General features: G+C 62.4%; 16 protein-coding genes. 4 read left to right on the top strand and 12 right to left on the bottom strand.

The annotated features are described in order from the left end of the window. Positions 1 to 167: 167 nt before the first annotated feature. Positions 168 to 1,352 (top strand): acyl-CoA dehydrogenase family protein, encoded by a 1,185-nt coding sequence (locus tag HMPREF9695_RS21550; protein ID WP_006023025.1) that lies wholly within the window; start codon positions 168 to 170, stop codon positions 1,350 to 1,352. A 127-nt stretch (positions 1,353 to 1,479) separates the two neighbouring features. Further along, positions 1,480 to 2,619: an acyl-CoA dehydrogenase family protein gene (locus tag HMPREF9695_RS21545; protein ID WP_006023024.1), complete on the top strand. Its 1,140-nt coding sequence runs from the start codon at positions 1,480 to 1,482 to the stop codon at positions 2,617 to 2,619. Between the two features lie 68 nt (positions 2,620 to 2,687). On the opposite strand, the gene HMPREF9695_RS21540 is transcribed toward HMPREF9695_RS21545, so the two are convergent. The 12 genes from HMPREF9695_RS21540 to HMPREF9695_RS21490 form a co-directional block, all read right to left on the bottom strand. Next, positions 2,688 to 3,737, bottom strand: coding sequence for an amino acid ABC transporter substrate-binding protein (locus tag HMPREF9695_RS21540; RefSeq protein WP_006023023.1), 1,050 nt, complete (start codon positions 3,735 to 3,737; stop codon positions 2,688 to 2,690). A 55-nt stretch (positions 3,738 to 3,792) separates the two neighbouring features. Beyond that, the gene (locus tag HMPREF9695_RS21535) at positions 3,793 to 4,386 is read right to left on the bottom strand and encodes a L,D-transpeptidase (protein ID WP_006023022.1); all 594 of its coding nucleotides are present in this window, start codon (positions 4,384 to 4,386) and stop codon (positions 3,793 to 3,795) included. A gap of 141 nt (positions 4,387 to 4,527) precedes the next feature. Next, positions 4,528 to 4,659: a hypothetical protein gene (locus HMPREF9695_RS26180; protein ID WP_006023021.1), complete on the bottom strand. Its 132-nt coding sequence runs from the start codon at positions 4,657 to 4,659 to the stop codon at positions 4,528 to 4,530. Positions 4,660 to 4,666: 7 nt separating this feature from the next. After that, positions 4,667 to 5,680 (bottom strand): cytochrome d ubiquinol oxidase subunit II, encoded by a 1,014-nt coding sequence (gene cydB / locus HMPREF9695_RS21530; RefSeq protein WP_006023020.1) that lies wholly within the window; start codon positions 5,678 to 5,680, stop codon positions 4,667 to 4,669. Positions 5,681 to 5,685: 5 nt separating this feature from the next. Beyond that, positions 5,686 to 7,089: a cytochrome ubiquinol oxidase subunit I gene (locus HMPREF9695_RS21525; protein WP_006023019.1), complete on the bottom strand. Its 1,404-nt coding sequence runs from the start codon at positions 7,087 to 7,089 to the stop codon at positions 5,686 to 5,688. A gap of 113 nt (positions 7,090 to 7,202) precedes the next feature. Beyond that, a complete protein-coding gene (locus HMPREF9695_RS21520) occupies positions 7,203 to 7,760 on the bottom strand; it encodes a thioredoxin family protein (protein WP_006023018.1) in 558 nt (185 codons plus the stop codon). Positions 7,761 to 7,775: 15 nt separating this feature from the next. Further along, positions 7,776 to 8,471 carry a cytochrome c biogenesis CcdA family protein gene (locus tag HMPREF9695_RS21515; RefSeq protein WP_041713286.1) on the bottom strand — a complete coding sequence of 232 codons (696 nt, stop codon included), beginning with the start codon at positions 8,469 to 8,471 and terminating at the stop codon, positions 7,776 to 7,778. Positions 8,472 to 8,629: 158 nt separating this feature from the next. Continuing rightward, positions 8,630 to 9,382: an energy transducer TonB family protein gene (locus tag HMPREF9695_RS21510; protein ID WP_006023016.1), complete on the bottom strand. Its 753-nt coding sequence runs from the start codon at positions 9,380 to 9,382 to the stop codon at positions 8,630 to 8,632. Between the two features lie 18 nt (positions 9,383 to 9,400). Next, the gene (exbD, locus tag HMPREF9695_RS21505; protein ID WP_006023015.1) at positions 9,401 to 9,832 is read right to left on the bottom strand and encodes a TonB system transport protein ExbD; all 432 of its coding nucleotides are present in this window, start codon (positions 9,830 to 9,832) and stop codon (positions 9,401 to 9,403) included. Between the two features lie 4 nt (positions 9,833 to 9,836). Continuing rightward, positions 9,837 to 10,754, bottom strand: a complete 918-nt coding sequence (gene exbB, locus HMPREF9695_RS21500; RefSeq protein ID WP_006023014.1) for a tonB-system energizer ExbB — start codon at positions 10,752 to 10,754, stop codon at positions 9,837 to 9,839. Positions 10,755 to 11,011: 257 nt separating this feature from the next. Further along, positions 11,012 to 13,123, bottom strand: a complete 2,112-nt coding sequence (locus tag HMPREF9695_RS21495) for a TonB-dependent receptor (RefSeq protein WP_006023013.1) — start codon at positions 13,121 to 13,123, stop codon at positions 11,012 to 11,014. Positions 13,124 to 13,302: 179 nt separating this feature from the next. Next, positions 13,303 to 14,475, bottom strand: coding sequence for a PepSY-associated TM helix domain-containing protein (locus HMPREF9695_RS21490; protein ID WP_006023012.1), 1,173 nt, complete (start codon positions 14,473 to 14,475; stop codon positions 13,303 to 13,305). Between the two features lie 247 nt (positions 14,476 to 14,722). On the opposite strand from HMPREF9695_RS21490, the gene HMPREF9695_RS21485 reads away from it, so the two are divergent. Next, on the top strand, positions 14,723 to 17,110 hold the full coding sequence (locus HMPREF9695_RS21485; RefSeq protein WP_006023011.1) for a TonB-dependent receptor: 2,388 nt from the start codon (positions 14,723 to 14,725) through the stop codon (positions 17,108 to 17,110). Between the two features lie 140 nt (positions 17,111 to 17,250). Then, positions 17,251 to 17,931, top strand: coding sequence for a Fe2+-dependent dioxygenase (locus HMPREF9695_RS21480; protein WP_006023010.1), 681 nt, complete (start codon positions 17,251 to 17,253; stop codon positions 17,929 to 17,931). Positions 17,932 to 17,949 lie beyond the last annotated feature (18 nt).

Genomic DNA, 17,949 nt, shown 5'->3' with positions numbered 1-17,949 from the left:
GCCGAGGTATGGGCGGGGCTGTCGTGCATGGCTACCATATCGTACCGAGTGAAGCTTTCGCGCCAGCGAGATATTGAAATCCGCCAAGCGGACAGTACAGTCCGGCCCGGAAAATAAACAAAGCCGCGCCCATTGCGCCGCGGCCCATCAGCCCGAGGAACGATCGAATGGCCGATATGGAAAAATTCCGCAGCGAAACGCGGGCCTGGCTGGAAGCGAATTGTCCGCCCGAGATGCGCAAGCCGGTGACGGGAGAAGCCGACGTGTTCTGGGGCGGCCGTAACACCACGTTCTCATCGGAGCCGCAGCGCCTCTGGTTCGAGCGCATGCGCGACAAGGGCTGGACCGTGCCGGACTGGCCCAAGGAGTATGGCGGCGGCGGCCTCGATGCGGAGGAAACGAAAATCCTGCGTCAGGAAATGTCGGCGATCGGCGCGCGGCTTCCGCTGTCGAGCTTCGGCATCTGGATGCTTGGACCGGCGCTGCTGAAATACGGCACCGATGCGCAGAAGCGCGAGCATCTGCCGAAGATCGCCGCGGGTCTGATCCGCTGGTGCCAGGGTTACTCTGAGCCGAACGCGGGTTCGGATCTGGCATCGTTGCAGACACGCGCCGACGTCGACGGCGACGACTACATCATCAACGGCCAGAAGATCTGGACCTCGATGGCGAATTTCGCCGACTGGATTTTCTGCCTGGTGCGGACCGACTTCAGCGCCAAGAAGCATGACGGCATCAGCTTCATCCTGTTCGACATGACCTCGAAGGGCGTCTCGACCAAGCCGATCCTTCTGATCTCCGGCAAGTCGCCGTTCTGCGAAACCTTCTTCGACAACGTCCGCGTGCCGCGTTCGCATGTGGTCGGCACGGTCAATCGCGGCTGGGACGTCGCGAAATATCTGCTCCAGCATGAGCGCTCCATGATCAGTGAAGTGGGCGAGCGCCGCGGCGCCCGGCCCCTGGGTCAGGTGGCGGCGAATTCCATCGGCGTCGATGAGCGCGGCCAACTGGACGATCCCATGCTGCGCAGTCAGATCGCGGCGTTCGATATCGACGAGGCCGCGATGGCCTGCGCCGCCGAGCGCGCGGTCGATCTTGCGAAAGCAGGGCAGGGCCATCCGGCCTACTCATCGGCGCTGAAGTATTACGGCACCGAGCTGAACAAGCGCAGGTACGAAATCCTGATGTCGGCCGGCGGCGTCGATGCGCTGGAATGGGAAAGCGAACGCTCCCGCGAGGGACTTACGGCGCGGACCTGGCTGCGCACCAAGGCGAACTCGATCGAGGGCGGCACCAGCGAGGTGATGCTCGGCATCGTCGCCAAGCGCATTCTTGATCTGCCCGGCGCCTAAAACACTTCGTCATTGCGAGCGAAGCGAAGCAATCCATCCTTGAGCAAAGCTGGATGGCTTCGTCGCTTCGCTCCTCGCAATGACAGTCTGCTTCAACTCAGGTTTATCTGTATCGATTGGAACACCTATGGCTCTCGTCCTCAACGAAGAACAGTCAATGCTGCGTGACAGCGCGCGCGGTCTCATCAGCGACAAGGCGCCGGTGGCGCATCTGCGCAAGCTGCGCGACACCAGGGACGAAACCGGTTTCTCGCGCGAGTTGTGGAAGACATTCGCGGAGATGGGTTTCTCGGGTCTGCTGGTGCCGGAAGAATTCGGCGGCAGCGGGCTTGGCTATGTCGAGTCCGGCGTGGTGATGGAAGAAATCGGCCATACGCTGATGCCGTCGCCGTTTCTGTCGACCGGTGTCGTCGCTGCGGCAGCGTTGACGCGCGGCGGCAACGGTGCGCAGAAGTCGGAATACCTGACGAAGATTGCCAAGGGCGAGCTGATTGCCTCGCTCGCAGTGGACGAGGGCGCCAAACATCGTCCTTCGAAGACGGCGATGAAGGCCGTGCGCTCCGGCAATGGCTTCAAGCTCAAGGGCGCGAAAGCCTTCGTGGTTGACGGGCACGCCTCCGATTTGTTGATCGTCGCGGCCCGCACCGCGGGCGAGAGCGGCGATCGCGAGGGATTGACTTTGTTTCTGGTCAATCCCAGGAGCAAAGGCATCGAGATCGAGCGCACCGCGATGGTCGATGCGCACAACGCCGCGCGCATCGTGTTCAATGATGCCGAAGTGACGGCGGACGGCGTTCTCGGTGAAGTCGATCAGGGCGGCGTGCTGCTCGAAGGCATTCTCAATGTTGGCCGCGCCGCCGTGGCGTCGGAAATGGTTGGCCTCAGCGAGGAAGCCTTCACGCGCACCGTGACGTACCTCAAGGAGCGCAAGCAGTTCGGCAAGCTGATCGGTGAATTCCAGGCGCTGCAGCATCGTGCCGCGCATCTCTACACCGAGATCGAAATCACCAAGGCCGCCGTGATGAAGGCGTTGCAGACACTGGACAGCGATTTCGACGCTGCGGGTGCCGCGGTGGCCGTCGCCAAGGCGAAAGCCGGGACGACCGCGACCCTGGCCGTTCAGGAGGCCGTGCAGATGCATGGCGGCGTCGGCATGACGGACGCCTTCGACATCGGCTTCTTCATGAAGCGTGCGCGTGTATGTCAGGAGCTTTTCGGCGACAGTGCCTATCACGCCGAGCAACTGGCGCGGATGAAGGGTTACTGAGCAGGCCGCTCAAAGAAAATGGCCGGGACGAACCCGGCCATCACAACCTCTCTCAAGGAGAGTGCGCGTTACCGGATCGGCGGCGCGTACTGGATGCCGCCGGCGTTCCAGAGCTGGTTGAGGCCGCGCGGAATCTTGAGCTTCGATCCCTCGCCGACGTTGCGGTCGTAGACCTCGCCGTAGTTGCCGACGTGGCGGATGATGCGCGCGGCCCAATCCTTCGTCAGATCCATTTCCTCACCGTAGGCGCCTTCGGTGCCGAGCAGACGCATGATGTCGGGCTTCTTTGACTTCAGTGCATCGTCGATGTTCTTGGACGTGACGCCGAGTTCTTCGGCGTTCAGCATGGCGTAGATCGTCCACTTCACGATCAGCAGCCACTCGTCGTCGCGCTGCCGCACCACCGGCGCCAGCGGTTCCTTGGAGATCACGTCCGGCAGGATGGCGTGTTCGGCCGGCTTGGTCAGCCGCAGCCGCAGCGCATAGAGCTGCGACACGTCGGTGGTGAGCACGTCGCACTGGCCGGAATCATAGGCCTTGAGGACATCGTCCAGGGTCGGGAAATTCAGTTCCTGATACTTGATGTTGTTGGCGCGGAAATAGTCCGCGAGATTGAGCTGGGTCGTGGTGCCGGCCTGGACGCAGACTTTGCTGCCGTCAAGTTCGAGGCCGGAGGTGATGTTGCGCGACTGGCGCACCATGAAGCCTTCACCGTCGTAATAGGCGACGGCTGCGAAGTTCAGGCCGTACTCGGTTTCGCGCGACATGCTCCAGGTGGAGTTGCGCGACAGGATGTCGACCTTGCGATTGCGCAATTCCTTGAAACGCTCGCTCGCGTCGAGGGGGATGAACTTCACCTTGTTCGGATCGTTGAAGATCGCGGCGGCGACGGCGCGGCAGATATCGACGTCGAAGCCGGACCAGTTGCCTTTATCATCGGGGATCGAGAAGCCCGGCAGTCCGGTGTTGACGCCGCAGAGCACGGCATCGCGTTTCACGGTCCGCTTCAATGTCCGCGTATCGTATCGCTCGTACGCGATCGCGGCGGCGGCGACGGCAACCGCAATGACAACTCCGAGCGTGAGACCGGAGGCAAAGGTGCGCGGAAAAAGGGACATGTATGAATCTCGCTTCCAAGTATGCGTGCGAAAAGGAAAGAGCGTGATCGGGGGATCAGATTTCGGGCCGCTGGCGGATGATGACCTTGGTGCCGACGGGGATGCGGTCGTAGAGGTCGGTCACGTCGGCATTGACCAGGCGGAAGCATCCCGACGACACGGCGCTGCCGATGGTCTGCGGCTGGTTGGTCCCGTGAATGCGATAAACCGTGGCGCCGAGATAAAGCGCACGCGCGCCCATCGGGTTGCCCGGTCCGCCTGCCATGAAACGCGGCAGGTAAGGCTGACGGGCGATCATTTCCGGCGGTGGCGTCCAGTCCGGCCACTCCTGCTTGCGGGAGATCTTCTGCAATCCCTGCCACTGGAATCCTTCGCGGCCGACGCCGATGCCGTAGCGAAGCGCACGGCCGTTGCCCTGCACCAGGTAGAGGAAGCGCTCGGAGGTGCTGATGATGATGGTGCCCGGCGCTTCCGTTGTGCGGAAGAAGACCGCTGTACGCTTGAATTCCGGCGAGACTTCTTCGTCATCGGGAATGTATCCCGGCTGATCGCCGATGTTCATCTCGCGGCCCTGCGCGAAGGCGTGAGGCGCCGCGAACAACAGGCTGGCGGCGACCGCCGCCAGAGCGAGAGAGCGGATGATGTTCATGTCGAGAATCCCGCGTTAATTCGTGCCCCGCGCGCATCAAACCTTAGCCGTGCTCCGCTGGCAAGTGACACGCGCTCGAAGGCGGGCGACCATGCGCCGTAAATCCTTAAAATATATCCGAAAATCGGCGATCGTCCGCGATCAGTGCGGCGCGATCCAGAGCCGCAGGACGTAGGCGAAAGCGGCAACGGTGCCGGTCCCCAGCAGCCACAGCGCCGCGAACCACAGCAGACGCTGCGCCAGGGGGCGAGGCTGTTCGGGCGGCGAGGTCATACTCACCTTAATGATAGCCGCTGTCGGCGTGCACCTTGCCGCGGAACACCCAGTACGCCCACGCGGTGTAGGCAAGAATGGTCGGCACGAGGATCGCGATGCCGTAGATCATGAAGTTGAGGCTGTTGGCCGGCGCCGCCGCCTGCCAGATGGTGATGCTCTGCGGCACGATATAGGGATACATGCTGACGCCGAGACCGGCATAGGTGATGCCGAACAGGACCAGCGAGAGAATGAACGGCCGGTAGTCCTGCTTGCTCGCGAGACTCTTCAGCAGCAACAGCGTGATCGCCGCCACCGCAATCGGAATTGGCGCGGTGAAGAGGATGTTCGGCCACTGAAACCAGCGCTTCCAGTAGTCTGCCTGAAGGAACGGCGTCGCGAGGCTGACGACCACGATGGCGATCAGGGTGGCGACCAACAGGTACCAGCTCAGCCGGTAGGCATGCTCACGCAGTTCGCCGGTGGTCTTCATGACAAGCCAGGTTGCGCCGAGAAGGCCATAACCGGCGACGACCGCACAGCCCGTGAGAATGCTAAAAGGCGTCAGCCAATCCCACCAGCCGCCTGCGTAATGACGCCCTTCGACATGAATGCCTTGCAGGATCGCACCTAGCGCGATGCCTTGCGCCATCGCCGCGACCAGCGAGCCCCCGGCAAAGGCGATGTCCCAGCGGTTGCGCTCGCTCTTGGTGCGCCAGCGGAATTCAAAGGCGACGCCGCGGAATATCAGTCCGATCAGCATGGCGATGATCGGCGTATAGAGCGCCGGCATCAGGATCGCGTAGGCCAGCGGAAATGCGGCCATCAGGCCGCCGCCGCCCAGCACCAGCCATGTCTCGTTGCCATCCCACACCGGAGCGACCGTATTCATGATGACGTTGCGGTCTTCCGTTTTCGGGAAGAAAGGAAACAGCATGCCGAGGCCGAGATCGAAGCCATCCATCACGATGTACATGAAGACGGCAAAGGCGATGATGAAGGCCCAGAGTGTTGCGATGTCGAATGTGAATCCGGCCATGGCGTTCACCCCTGTCCTGCGTGAGCGGCCTGCGCGGGCGTTATGCCCGCGGCGCGGGCGGGCGTGTCCGCGCGGGGACCTTCTTCGCCATGATGCGGCGGCTCATGCATCAGTCGCAGAATGTAGAACACACCCATGCCGAACACGATGAAGTAAACCACAATGAACGCGAGCAGCGAGGTCGCAACCGCAGGTGCATCCAGCGGCGATGCCGAATCCACCGTGCGCAACAGGCCGTAAACCGTGAACGGCTGTCGCCCGGCTTCTGTCGTCACCCAGCCGGCCAGGACAGCAATGAATCCCGCCGGGCCCATCGCGAGCGCGTAGCGATGCAGCCAGCGCGACTCGTAAAGGATGCCGCGCCAGCGCGCGTAAAGACTGAACAGGCCGACGCCCAGCATCAGAAATCCGATTCCGACCATGGTGCGGAACGACCAGAACACCAGTCCGACCTTGGGCCAGTTCTCGCGCGGCACGGTGTCGAGGCCTTTCAGCGGCGCATCGAGCGAATGCTTGAGGATCAGCGACGAGGCCTTCGGGATTTCGATTGCATATTTCACCTTGGCTTCGTCCTGATCGGGAATCCCGAACAGGATCAGCGGCGCGCCGTTCGGATGGCTCTGGAAGTGTCCTTCCATCGCCATCACTTTCACCGGCTGATGCTCGAGCGTGTTGAGGCCGTGCTGGTCGCCGGCCAGAATCTGGATCGGGGCCACCAGTGCAGCCATCCACATCGCCATCGAGAACATCACGCGGGCACCCTCGAGCCGCGTATTCTTCAAAAGATGATAGGCGCCGACGCCGCCGACCACGAAGGCGGTGGTGAGATATGCCGCCAGCACCATATGGACGAGGCGATAGGGGAAGGACGGATTGAAGATTACCTTCCACCAGTCGGCGGCGACGAACTGTCCCTGCGAGTTCATCGCAAAGCCGGTCGGCGTCTGCATCCACGAGTTGGCCGACAGGATCCAGAACGCGGAGATCAGCGTGCCGATAGCCACCATCATGGTCGCGAAGAAATGCAGCCTGTGGCCGACCCGTTTGAGCCCGAACAGCATGACGCCCAGAAAGCCTGCTTCCAGGAAGAACGCGGTCAGCACCTCGTAGGCCATCAGCGGACCGATGATCGGGCCGGTCTTGTCCGCGAACACCGACCAGTTGGTGCCGAACTGGTAGGACATCACGATGCCCGAGACGACGCCCATGCCGAAGGCGACGGCGAAAATTTTCAGCCAGTAATTGAAAAGGTTGATGAAGACTTCGCGGCCGGTCCATAGCCACAGCGCTTCGAGGACCGCGAGATAGCTTGCAAGGCCGATGGAGAAGGCCGGAAACACGATGTGAAAGCTCATCGTGAACGAAAACTGCAAGCGCGCCAGAGTGATGGCGTCGAAACCCTCGAACATCGCGGACCTCCGGCATGTCCAATCCGGAAGTTTTATAGCATGTGCACCGCGATGTTGATAATCGCCGCGGTGCACAAAGTTGCATGGCTCAGGCGCAATCGCGCCTGCGGCATTTAGCTGCTGGCGTTCAGCAGCTTGCCGACGGTGCGGTCGATCTCGTCGTAGGCGCCTTCACCGGCGTGGCTGTAGACGATCCGGCCGGACTGATCGACGATGTACTGTGCCGGCCAGTATTGATTGCGGTAGGCATTCCATGTCGCGGACTTGTTGTCCTGTGCGACCGGATAGGTGATGCCGTGCCGTTTCAGTGCGGCCTGGACGTTGTTCGACGAATGCTCGAACGGAAATTCCGGCGTGTGGATGCCGACGATGACGAAGCCCTTGTCCTTGTACTTGGAATAGAGCTGCGTGACGTGCGGCAGGGTGTTGACGCAGTTGACGCAGCCGTAGGTCCAGAAATTCACCAGCACGACCTTTCCGCGCAGGCTCGCGAGCGTCAACGGTTGCGAGTTGAACCAGTTGCCGAGGCCGGTGAATTCGGGCGCAGTCGTTGTGGCTTCCGCGACTTGAACAGCGCCACTGGTCGCTGCGGCTTCATCGCTGCGGCCGGGCAATGTCGAGGCCATCAGCGCGAGTGCGGCCACCGAAAGCATTCTGGTGAAATGTCGCATGGTTCTCTCCTTGAGTTACAGGCCGGTCTGGCCGTTTGGATAAAGCTGGGTGAGCCACGCCACGGCGAGCGTGTCGTATTGAAAGTAGGTCGCGGCGGCGAACGCGATCACGATCACCCCGAAACCCTGCTGCAGGCGCGGCGCGATCCGCGCGAGGCTGCGCACGCGTGCGGTCACGGCCTGTCCGCCGTAGGCGATAACGAGCATCGGGATCGCGGCGCCGATGGCATAGGTCACCAGCAGCAGCGAGGCCCATGCGGTGTCCTTGGAGGTCGCGACGACGGTAAGGATCGACCCGAGCACAGGTCCGGCGCACGGCGTCCACACCAGTCCCAGCGTGGTGCCGAGGATGAAGCCGCCGAGCAGGCCCTGACGGTCGCGCGGCTTGGCGCTCTGCTGCGTCAGTCCGGCAAACCGGATCGAGAGCCACTCGAATGGCGCGGGCCAGATCATCAGCAGTCCGAAGATTGCAAGCAGCACGGCTGCGCCGTCACGCAGGACGCTCGGATCGAAATCGAACAGGCGCGTCAGCGCAGAGAGCGCCAGCGCAACGATGGAGAATGCGACCACGAAACCGGCCGCGATGAATGCCGGGCGGAACGGGCTTGTCTGTCCGACCGAAGCGCCAAGAAGGATCGGCAGCACCGGCAATGTGCAGGGCGCCGCGATGGTGATGACGCCTGCAAGCGCCGCGAGAAGAAGATTAAGCACGATAAGATCCGCCGAAAGTCGAAGCCGCCGCATGATGGCGCGGCCGCAAAAGATGGGTTCGGGGGAGTCTTCGGGGAGGCGGCCGGGGACGTTACCGGCGGCCGGCGTCACGTGTTCGTGACATCAGCGATCGAGGCAATCACGCCACGGAGAATGCCTCAGTGCACGGAAAACCGCATCGGGAGGGTGAAGCTCAGCGAGCTTTCCCTGATTTCAGGCGGGAACGACGGCAGCGGCTGGGCGCGGCGGATCATCGCCATGGTCTCGGCATCCAGCGCCGCCGAGCCGGACGATCTGGCCAGCCGCGCGCTCAGCACGCTGCCGGTCCGGCTGACGGTGAAGCTCAGCATGGCGACGCCCTGCTCGCCGGCGGCTTTGGCGGCCGACGGATACTGCTTGTAGCGCTGGAGATGCGCCGAGAGGATGCCATTGTAACTCGCGCGGGCAGCCTGCGCGGCGCGCGGCGTCGCTGTGGTCTGCGGCGCGGGATTCTCGGTCGGCTTCTTCGGCTTCTCGACGACAGGCTTCGGCTTCTGCTTCACCGGTTCGGGTTTGGGCTTTGGCTTCTCCGGGGGGGCAACGATCTCCGCCTTCTCCTGCAGCGGCGTCGGTGCGATCTGTTCCTCGACAACGTCCGGCTGCTTTTCGGGTTCGGGGGCCGGAGGTTCGGCCTCCTGCATCTGCGGACCGGGTGCGATGTCCTGTTGTACGGGATCGGGCGTTTGCGGCGCGGATTCCAGATCGAGCATGATCGGCTCGGACGCCGTGCCGATCGCATCCGGCATCGACGGGGTGTACAGAACAAACCCCGCGATCAGCGCTGCATGCGTCGCCACCACCAGCGCCGCCGCGAGACCCCAGCGGCGGACGTCGGATATGTCGGGTGGTCCGTGCAGGACGAGTGTGTTCATTGCAGCGAGTCTTTGCCGTCAGTTTCTTGCGTCGAGCCCGACGAGCGCGACCTTGAGATAGCCCGCGTTGCGCAGCAGGTTCATCACGTCCATCAGCTCGCCGTACGGCACGCTTTTGTCGGCGCGCAGATAAACCGGATCGGCTTTCTTGCCGCTGGTGGCAGCGTCGAGCGCCCCGATCAGCGTGGTGCGCGGAACGATGTCCTCGCCGACTGCAACCGACAAATCGGGCTTCACGGTGATGAAGACCGGCTTGTCGGGCCGCGGCGGCGGCGTCGCCGTCGAGGCCGGCAGTTCGACGCCGAGGTCGACGGTCGCCAGCGGTGCGGCCACCATGAAGATGATGAGAAGGACCAGCATCACGTCGATGAACGGCGTGACGTTGATTTCATGGGATTCGGTCAGATCGTCATCTGCACCGGCGACTTTTCCACCCAGACGAGCGCCCATGATTTTACTCCGCCGCGCGCGCAATGCGCAGGGAACGGCGGCCCTGATCGCGGCTGATGAGCAACATCACCTGCGCGGTCGCATCGCCGAGCAGCGCGCGATAGGCGGTGATCATGCGGACCAGATGGTTGTAGATCACAACCGCGGGGATCGCGGCGATCAGGCCCATCGCGGTCGCAAGCAGCGCTTCGGCGATGCCGGGCGCGACCACGGCAAGATTGGTGGTGTGCGCTTCGGAAATGCCGATAAACGAATTCATGATACCCCAAACCGTGCCGAACAGGCCGACGAACGGTGCGGTTGCGCCGATGGTGGCGAGCACGCCGGTGCCGCGCGAAATCCGCCGCGACATCGCCGCCTCGACGCGGCTGAGCCGCAGTTCGACACGCTCCTTGAAACCCTCGTCGTTGACGGTGTCCGACAGTGCTGCTTCCGCCGCGGCTGATTGCACAAGCCGGGACACAGCGTCCTTGCCGTTGCGGGCGTCACGCTCGGCTTCCATGAGGGAGATGTCATTGCCGAGAACCTTGATGCGTTTTTTCGCGCGCCGGGTCTCGTGGCGGAGTTCGAGCAGTTTCGCGACGCAGATCGTCCAGGTGATCAGCGATGCGATAGCAAGACCGATCATCACGAGTTTGACGACAATGTCCGCGCCCATGAACATGCCCCACGGGGACAGGTTGTGCGGCAGCGTGGGATTTTTCGCGGTCTGTCCCACGACCGGGGTCTGGACGGCGGGAGCCTGGGCAGGCGCCGCGATCGCGGCCGGTGCGGGCGTTTGCGCCACAGGTGCTTGCGCAGCCGGGGCCTGTGCGGGCGGTGTTGGCGAAACGGGAGTTTGCGCGAAAGCCTGCGCGATCATCAGAGACGTTGCAGCGGCAAGTAAGACCAGTGATCCGGCAGCCTTCTTGGGGTTGGTCATATGCTCTCCGCTTCTTCAAATCGCGTTTGCAGCCGACATCGGGGGAACGTCGGATTGATAGCTGTTTCGCAGTTTTCGCCGTCTTGCAGTTTTGGTCCGAAGCTCTCGCCGATAAATCCGCAGTGAGGCACTGCGGCCATAGCCGTTCGCCGAGAGGCAGGATGTACCTTCAGAATAATAAAGCACTGCGATGTCCTTGTCGCCACTGGGGACCTAGATTCTGCCGAAACTGGAACGATTCCAGATCGATCGGGCCTTCAGAATCTCACATTCGTGAACAGCCGCACGCCGAGGCCGGGCTGTAAGACCTCGGCTTTCTTGAACGAAATATGGTTCCGAATCTGCTCGTTAAGCAGGTTGTCGCCGGCCAGGCCAATGGTGAGTTCGCGCGGCCCGCTGTCGGTCCTGTTGAACGTATGCGTGTAGGTCACCTCTGCCTTGAGCAGATTGTAACCGCCGGTGGGCGTCTCGTTGAGGCCCACGTCGTTCTGCGCGAAGGCGTGCAGCAGCCCGACCCGTGTGTACCATTCGGCGTTGCGCCACCACACGCCGCCGCCAGCGCGCATCGGTGCGATACGCGGCACGTTGGTTCCGTCGGCGAAAGTCGCCCGCACGATGTCGTACTGCCCGTCGACGCCGAACATGCCGTCGCCGAGCGGTGTGACGTCAAGCTGGGCAGCGATTTCGGCGCCTCGGAAGGTCGCATCGCGCTGACCGTAGGCGACCTGCGTCAGCGGGCCGGTGGCGCCGCAGGTGGCAAAGGTGTCGGTGCAGAAATTTCCGGTGACCTGCTTGAAGATGAAGTCCTTGTAGAAGGTGTAGTAGACGCTGGTCTCGAACCGCAATTGACCCTTGGCGCGCTTGAGGCCGATCTCGGCGGTCTGCGCGGTCTCGATCTTCAGATTGGGATTTCCGATCACGAACGTGCCCGATGCGCCATCAGATCCGCGCGAGAACAACTCGGGCGCCGCAGGCGCACGCTGAACGTATTGGGCATTCAGCGTCGCCACCATGTCCCATGGCAGGTTCTTCAGCAGGCCGACGCTGGTGCTTTTCGGCGTGAAGGTGCGCCGCGCAGGCTCCTCCGAAAACGTATTGGGCGGCGGTAGAAAGTCCGCCGGGAAGGTCGGCGCCAGCCCCTTGACGATATGGTTCTCGATGCGGCCCGCGCCCTGCATGCGCAGCGTGTCGGTGAGTTGAATCTGTTCGAACGCGAACACCGCGGCGGTGTTGGTGTTCGTCTGCGCCAGCAGGCCGCCGAGACTGCCGTCGGTGCCGAGTTCGCGATGGCCGAACTGCGCGCCCCATGTTCCGGTCAGTGCGCCGATGCCGGTCGCGACCGCCGCATGGTCGAACTCGAAGCGGCCTTCCAGTTCGCGGTTCCTGATGATGTTTTTCAAGGTGTCGACGCCGTTGGCGTCGAGGCCGAGTTCGTTGTGCTTGTAGTTGCTGGCGCCGAAGGTGAAGCGAAACGCATCGATGCCGTCAGTCGGCGCGCGCCACTCGCCCTTGCTGGTCCATTTGGTCTGTTCCATGTCGATGCGCGAATTCTGCTGCGAGTCGATCGCGCCGGGGATGTGGTAGAGACTGGTGATGTGCTGGATCGCGGTGCCGATATAGCCGCCATCGAAAATGTAGGAGCCGCTGACCGATTGTCCCTCGGTGTTCAGCCCTGTGTTCGCCTGCACGCCGCCGGGAATCCGGTAATCGCCGGCGCGCCGGCCGTAAGCATCGGCATGGACCGCGACATTGCCGCCGCTGGCATCGAGGCTGACTGCGCCGTCGAGACCATTGTCTACTGATGACGCGCCGCCCTTGAAGCGCGCGCTGAAGCCATTCTCGACCGGCTTCTCCGGAATGCGGTTGTTGGTGGCGCTCACCACGCCGCCGATCGCCTGTGATCCGTAGCGCAGGGTCGCCGGTCCACGGATCACCTCGACCTTGTCGGCGGCGAGCGGATCGACCGGCACGACGTGATCCTGACTGAAGTCGGATGCGTCCTGGGTGCCGATGCCGTTTTCCTGCACGCGCACCCGATAGTCGTCGAGACCGCGGATGTTCGGGCGGCTGGCGCCCGGCGCAAAGGTCGATGCCGAAACCCCCGGCAGGCCGGAGAGAAGATCGGCGAGCGAGGCGGCGTTGCTGCGCTGGATTTCGCGGCCGGTGATCGCGGTGGTCGACTGATAGGTGTTGTCGATGACATTGACCGGGCCGCGCTGGAGGCCGTCGTCAGACGTGTTGCCGGCGGGGGCCGGTGCGGACACTGCGATTTCCGGCAGCACCTCTTGGGCCTGACCTTGGCTGATATCGGCGGCTGTGACCGATACGCAGGCCATGCCCGCCGCGGAAACCAATGATTTCAAACGCATTTCACCCCACTTAACGCTGCTCGCGGGAAGTTGATAATGCAAGTGCGAATTATTCGCAACAAGAGATTTGCGATTGATTCTCAACAGGCGCGGGACGCGGGATGGAAAAGGGCAAGCGGACCCGCGCAGCGCCGATGAATGTCCCGGCTGCCGGAAGTCCGTCCGTCCCGGATGATGGGCTATTCGGCCGGTGCAGCGTCGCCGACGGGCACAGGTTTCGCTCCCGCAACGGCATTGGTGCGCTTCATCAGCGCGCGCTGACGGCGCTGCCGCAGCCAGACCAGAATGCCGGTGATGCCGAGCACCGCCGGCATGATGCCGCTCAGGAACACGACGAAACGCCAGACCTCGCCCGAATGGCTGCCTTCATGCAGCCAGCGAATCCAGGACGCAGTCCGGTCGCCCGACAGCGGCTGGACGACACTGACGTCGCCGCTGCGATCGTTGATCATGATCGTCACCGGTTCGGCCTTGCCGTCCTCGCGGAGCCTGACGCGCCACGCGCCGGTCTGCGGATTCGGATAGAAGATCGCATCGACGGCCGAGTTCGGCCGCGCAGACGCGGCCGCGTAAATTTCCGACGGCGAACGCGCGGTGTTGGCCATCACCTGGCCTCCCGGTCCGCCGCCGCGTTGCTGTTGCGGCGTCATTGGCGCAACCGACGACAGCAGGTCGCGTCCCTGTTGCGGCCACGCCAGATAAATTCCGGTCAACGAGATCAGCGCCAGCGGAAAGCAGATCCAGAAGCCGGTCATGTAATGCAGGTTCGAGGATGTCGCCGGGCTGCGCCGCCAGACGAAAGCGCGCGACCACTGGCCGTGCCGCGGCCACCACAGGTAAAGGCCGGTGAGCGCGAGCGTCAGCATCGCAACGCCGGTCCATCCGACAATGCTGCGTCCATAGTCCGGGATCGTCAGGTTCTCGTGAAACACGTGCAGGAAGCCGAAGAACGTGTCGCGAAAGTTCACAATGCTGAGCACGTGCGCATCGTGACGGTCGATCGTCGCCGTCAGCCGCACCGGACGCTCGCCCTTTGCCGCGGGCCCGCGGAGCGCGATCGTCAGCGGCACCCGGTTGTCTTCGGGAAAGCTGATCGACATCGGCGTGAAGCCGTCGCCTGCAGCCTTTCGCGCATTTGCGATGGCGAGTGTCAGATCAGTTGGCTTCGACGGCGCCACCGCTCCGCTTGGCGTGCTCATGAACTCGCCGATGTCGTCGTGATAGACGAGCAGTGCGCCGGACAGCGCGACAGGCACCAGCAGAACGAACAGGCCAATGCCGAGCCACAGATGAATGTTGCGCCAGAGCCGCTTCAGGGATCCGCGCTGGTGTGTCGAAGTTGCTGTCGGCATTTAGACTGTTTCTAATTCAGTGAGTTTGGAGAGATTCTAAAAATACGTAACTGCAAGTGCGATGGTGCACTTCTGCGCTTGTTCTAGTCCCGCTGCGCGTCATGTTGCAATCGGCGAACGTATCTGAAGCGTCAGTTTGCAGATGTTCTAATTTCAAAGCCTTGCCCTGCAGGCCTGCATTTTTCAAAAGCTGGCTGGAAATCGCCGTTCGGATGAACGCGCGGCAATTCGAGTGTTGGGGCAAGCGATGCGTCGGAACAGATTCAATAAAATCATCAAGCCGGGAAAGAACCGGAAGCAGGATCTCGCCGCTGCCGCGCCGCTGAACGAAGCCGCATCGTCCTCGTCGTCACCCTTCATCCGCGCTTCGGTGCGCAAACCCGGACCCGCGATGTTTGGCCTCGCATCGGTGATGCTGGCGACCAACGCAATGGCGCAGGAAGCGCTCCCGACCATCGACGTGGAAACCACAGGCAATGGCGGCGGCGGTTATCAGGCGACCCAGTCGCAACTCTCGCGCATCCCGACCCCGCTGCGCGACACGCCGCAAACCATCAACGTGGTGCCGCAACAGGTGATGCAGGAGCAGCGCCAGACCACGATGGAAGACGCGCTGCGTACCGTTCCAGGTATTACGTTCGCCGCGGGTGAGGGCGGCCAGCAGGGCGACAGTCCGATCATCCGCGGCTTTGCTGCGCGCGGCGATCTTTTCCGTGACGGCATGCGCGATCCGGGCTGGTACACGCGCGATCTGTTCTCGGGCAATGCCGTCGAAGTGTACAAGGGACCGTCGGCGTTCGCGTTTGGCCGCGGCGCGACCGGCGGCGCCATCAACGTCGCGAGCAAGCTGCCGACGTTCGCTCCTGTTCCTTACATCGAAGGAACGGTCACCGGCACAACGGGTCCTGGCGTGCGTGCGGAAGTCGATGCCGCCGGCACCAAGGGCGAAGTCTCCGGCCGTATCGCGGCGCTGTATCAGGATGTGAACACCCCCACGCGCGACGATGTTTACACCCGGCGCTGGGGTGTCGCGCCGTCGATTTCGGCGAATGTCGACGACAAGACCAAGGTGACGCTGAGCTATATCTATCAGGGTGAAGAGGGCAGGCCGGACTACGGCTTCACTTTCTTGCCGACACCGGCCTACAGCGCAGCAACCGGAGTTCTGACAAACCCGGGTTATTACGGCAACGGCCAGGCGACACCGCCGATGCCGACCCCGCGTTCAACATGGTTCGGTGTCAGGGACGGCGCGTTGCGTGATATCACGCAGGTTGAAACCCATATCGCCACGATCAAGGTCGATCGCGAGATCACCGATCAGGTGAAGCTGTCCAACGCGACCCGATACATCGACAACGAGCGCTTTTCGCGCCCCACCGCGCTGCGTAACTTCGGCTTCGGTGCGAACGTTGTCGGCACCGGTGTTTGGGGGCCTCCAAACTTCCCGTTCAATGCCGATCCGAACAACATGACGATCGGGCGCGAACGCCGCGAGCGCCAGACCAATAATACTTATCTGGTCAATCAGACGGATCTCACGGCGAAGTTCGAGACATGGGGCGTCCGGCATACCCTCGCTGCGGGCATGGAGTTCACCAACGAGACCCGGTATCAAGGGCGCGTTGATCTGTGCGATCCGGCCAACGCCGCTTGCCGGGAAAACGTGATGAGCCCTTATCCGATCGGTTCTCCGACCGGCGGTGCGATCAAGACATATTTGCCGATCAATACGTCCGCAAACAATCAGGCTGTCTTCGTCAGCGATCAGGTGAAGTTTAATAAGTACTTTGAGGTGTTAGGCTCCATTCGCTACGACCGCTTCAGCACGACCTATGATGATTACAATCAGGCGCTGATTGCCAACCAGCATCTCGCGCGGGTCGATAATCTGGTGAGCTACCGCGTCGGCGCCGTGGGACATCCGACCCAGAATTCGAGCGTCTACATTGCCTACGGCAATGCCTACAATCCGTCGGCGGAGCTCGGCACGCTGACCAATGCAAGCGTGGCAAGTCTCGCGCCGGAACAGACCAAAACGATCGAGGTCGGTACCAAGATCGACGTGACCAAGGAGCTGGGTGTGACTGGCTCGATCTTCCGGATCGAGAAAACCAATCTCCGCATTGTCGATCCGGTCAATACGACTGTCTCGGTTCTGGACGGCATCGCCCGCGTTGACGGTGTCGAACTGGGCGTGGTCGGCAAGCTGTCGGACCAGTGGAGTTTGTTCGCCGGTTACAGTTATCTTCAGTCAAAGATTCTGGACACCCGCGACCTCAGCATCCTCGGTCGCGAACTCCCGAATACGCCGCACCATAACCTGACCGTCTGGTCGACCTATGCGATCACACCGGACTGGACCGTCGGTGGCGGCACGACTTACCAGTCTATGGCTTACGCAAGTCAGACCAACGTGAGCTATGTTCCGGACTACTGGAAGTTCGATGCGATGGTGGCGTACAAAGTCACGCCGAATTCGACATTGCAGCTCAACGTCTACAACATCACCGACAAGCTGTACTATTCGCAGTATTCCGGCGGCAACGTGGTGCCGGCTTCAGGACGCTCCGCCTCTCTGACCTATCGCTACCGGTTCGAGCCGCCGCCGGCGGCAACGCCGGTCGTCAAGTAAACGGTGAAGCCGTTATGCCCTGCTATGCGGCCGCCCCGTTTGGGCGGCCGATCGTTTGCGGGCGGCAGGTTTCTGCCAAGGGGCTTGGACGAAACGTGTTTCGGCGCTAACGAAGTCGCGTCAATGAAGGAGCCGACGCCATGATGCTGCACATCCCCAATGTGCTGACGCCCCAGCAGGTCGCGCGCTGCAAGGAGGTCATGACCAAAGCCGCGTGGGTCGATGGCAACGTCACCGCCGGACATCAGTCTGGCAAGGTCAAGTTCAACCTGCAGCTACCTGAAGAGTCCGCGGAGGCGCGCGAGCTGGGCGACATGGTGCGCGGTGCACTGTCGCGCAATCCGCTGTTCATGTCAGCGGTGCTGCCCATGCAGATCTTTCCGCCGCTGTTCAACCGTTACGATGCCGGCATGACGTTCGGATCGCATATCGACAATGCGATCCGTACCCATCCGCAGCAGCCGATCCGCATTCGCACCGACGTCTCGACGACATTGTTCATTTCATCGCCCGAGGACTATGACGGCGGCGAGCTGGTCGTCGAAGACACTTACGGCAGCCACAGCGTCAAGCTACCCGCCGGCGACGCCATCATCTATCCCGCAACCAGCGTGCACCATGTGACGCCGATCACGCGCGGCTCGCGCATTGCATCGTTCTTCTGGACCCAGAGCATGATCCGCGATGTCAGCCATCGCGCGATGCTGTTCGATCTCGACATGGCGATCATCCGGCTGAACCAGGACGTGCCGGATCATCCGTCGATTGTCTCGCTCACGGGCTTCTATCACAACATGCTTCGGCAGTGGGCTGAGGTATAGGGCGTAAGGTAATCCCGT

Origin of the sequence: Afipia broomeae ATCC 49717 (assembly GCF_000314675.2) — a bacterium.
GTDB lineage: Bacteria > Pseudomonadota > Alphaproteobacteria > Rhizobiales > Xanthobacteraceae > Afipia > Afipia broomeae.
The sequence above is the reverse complement of the archived record's forward strand: the minus strand, read 5'-3'. Positions and strand labels throughout refer to the sequence as shown.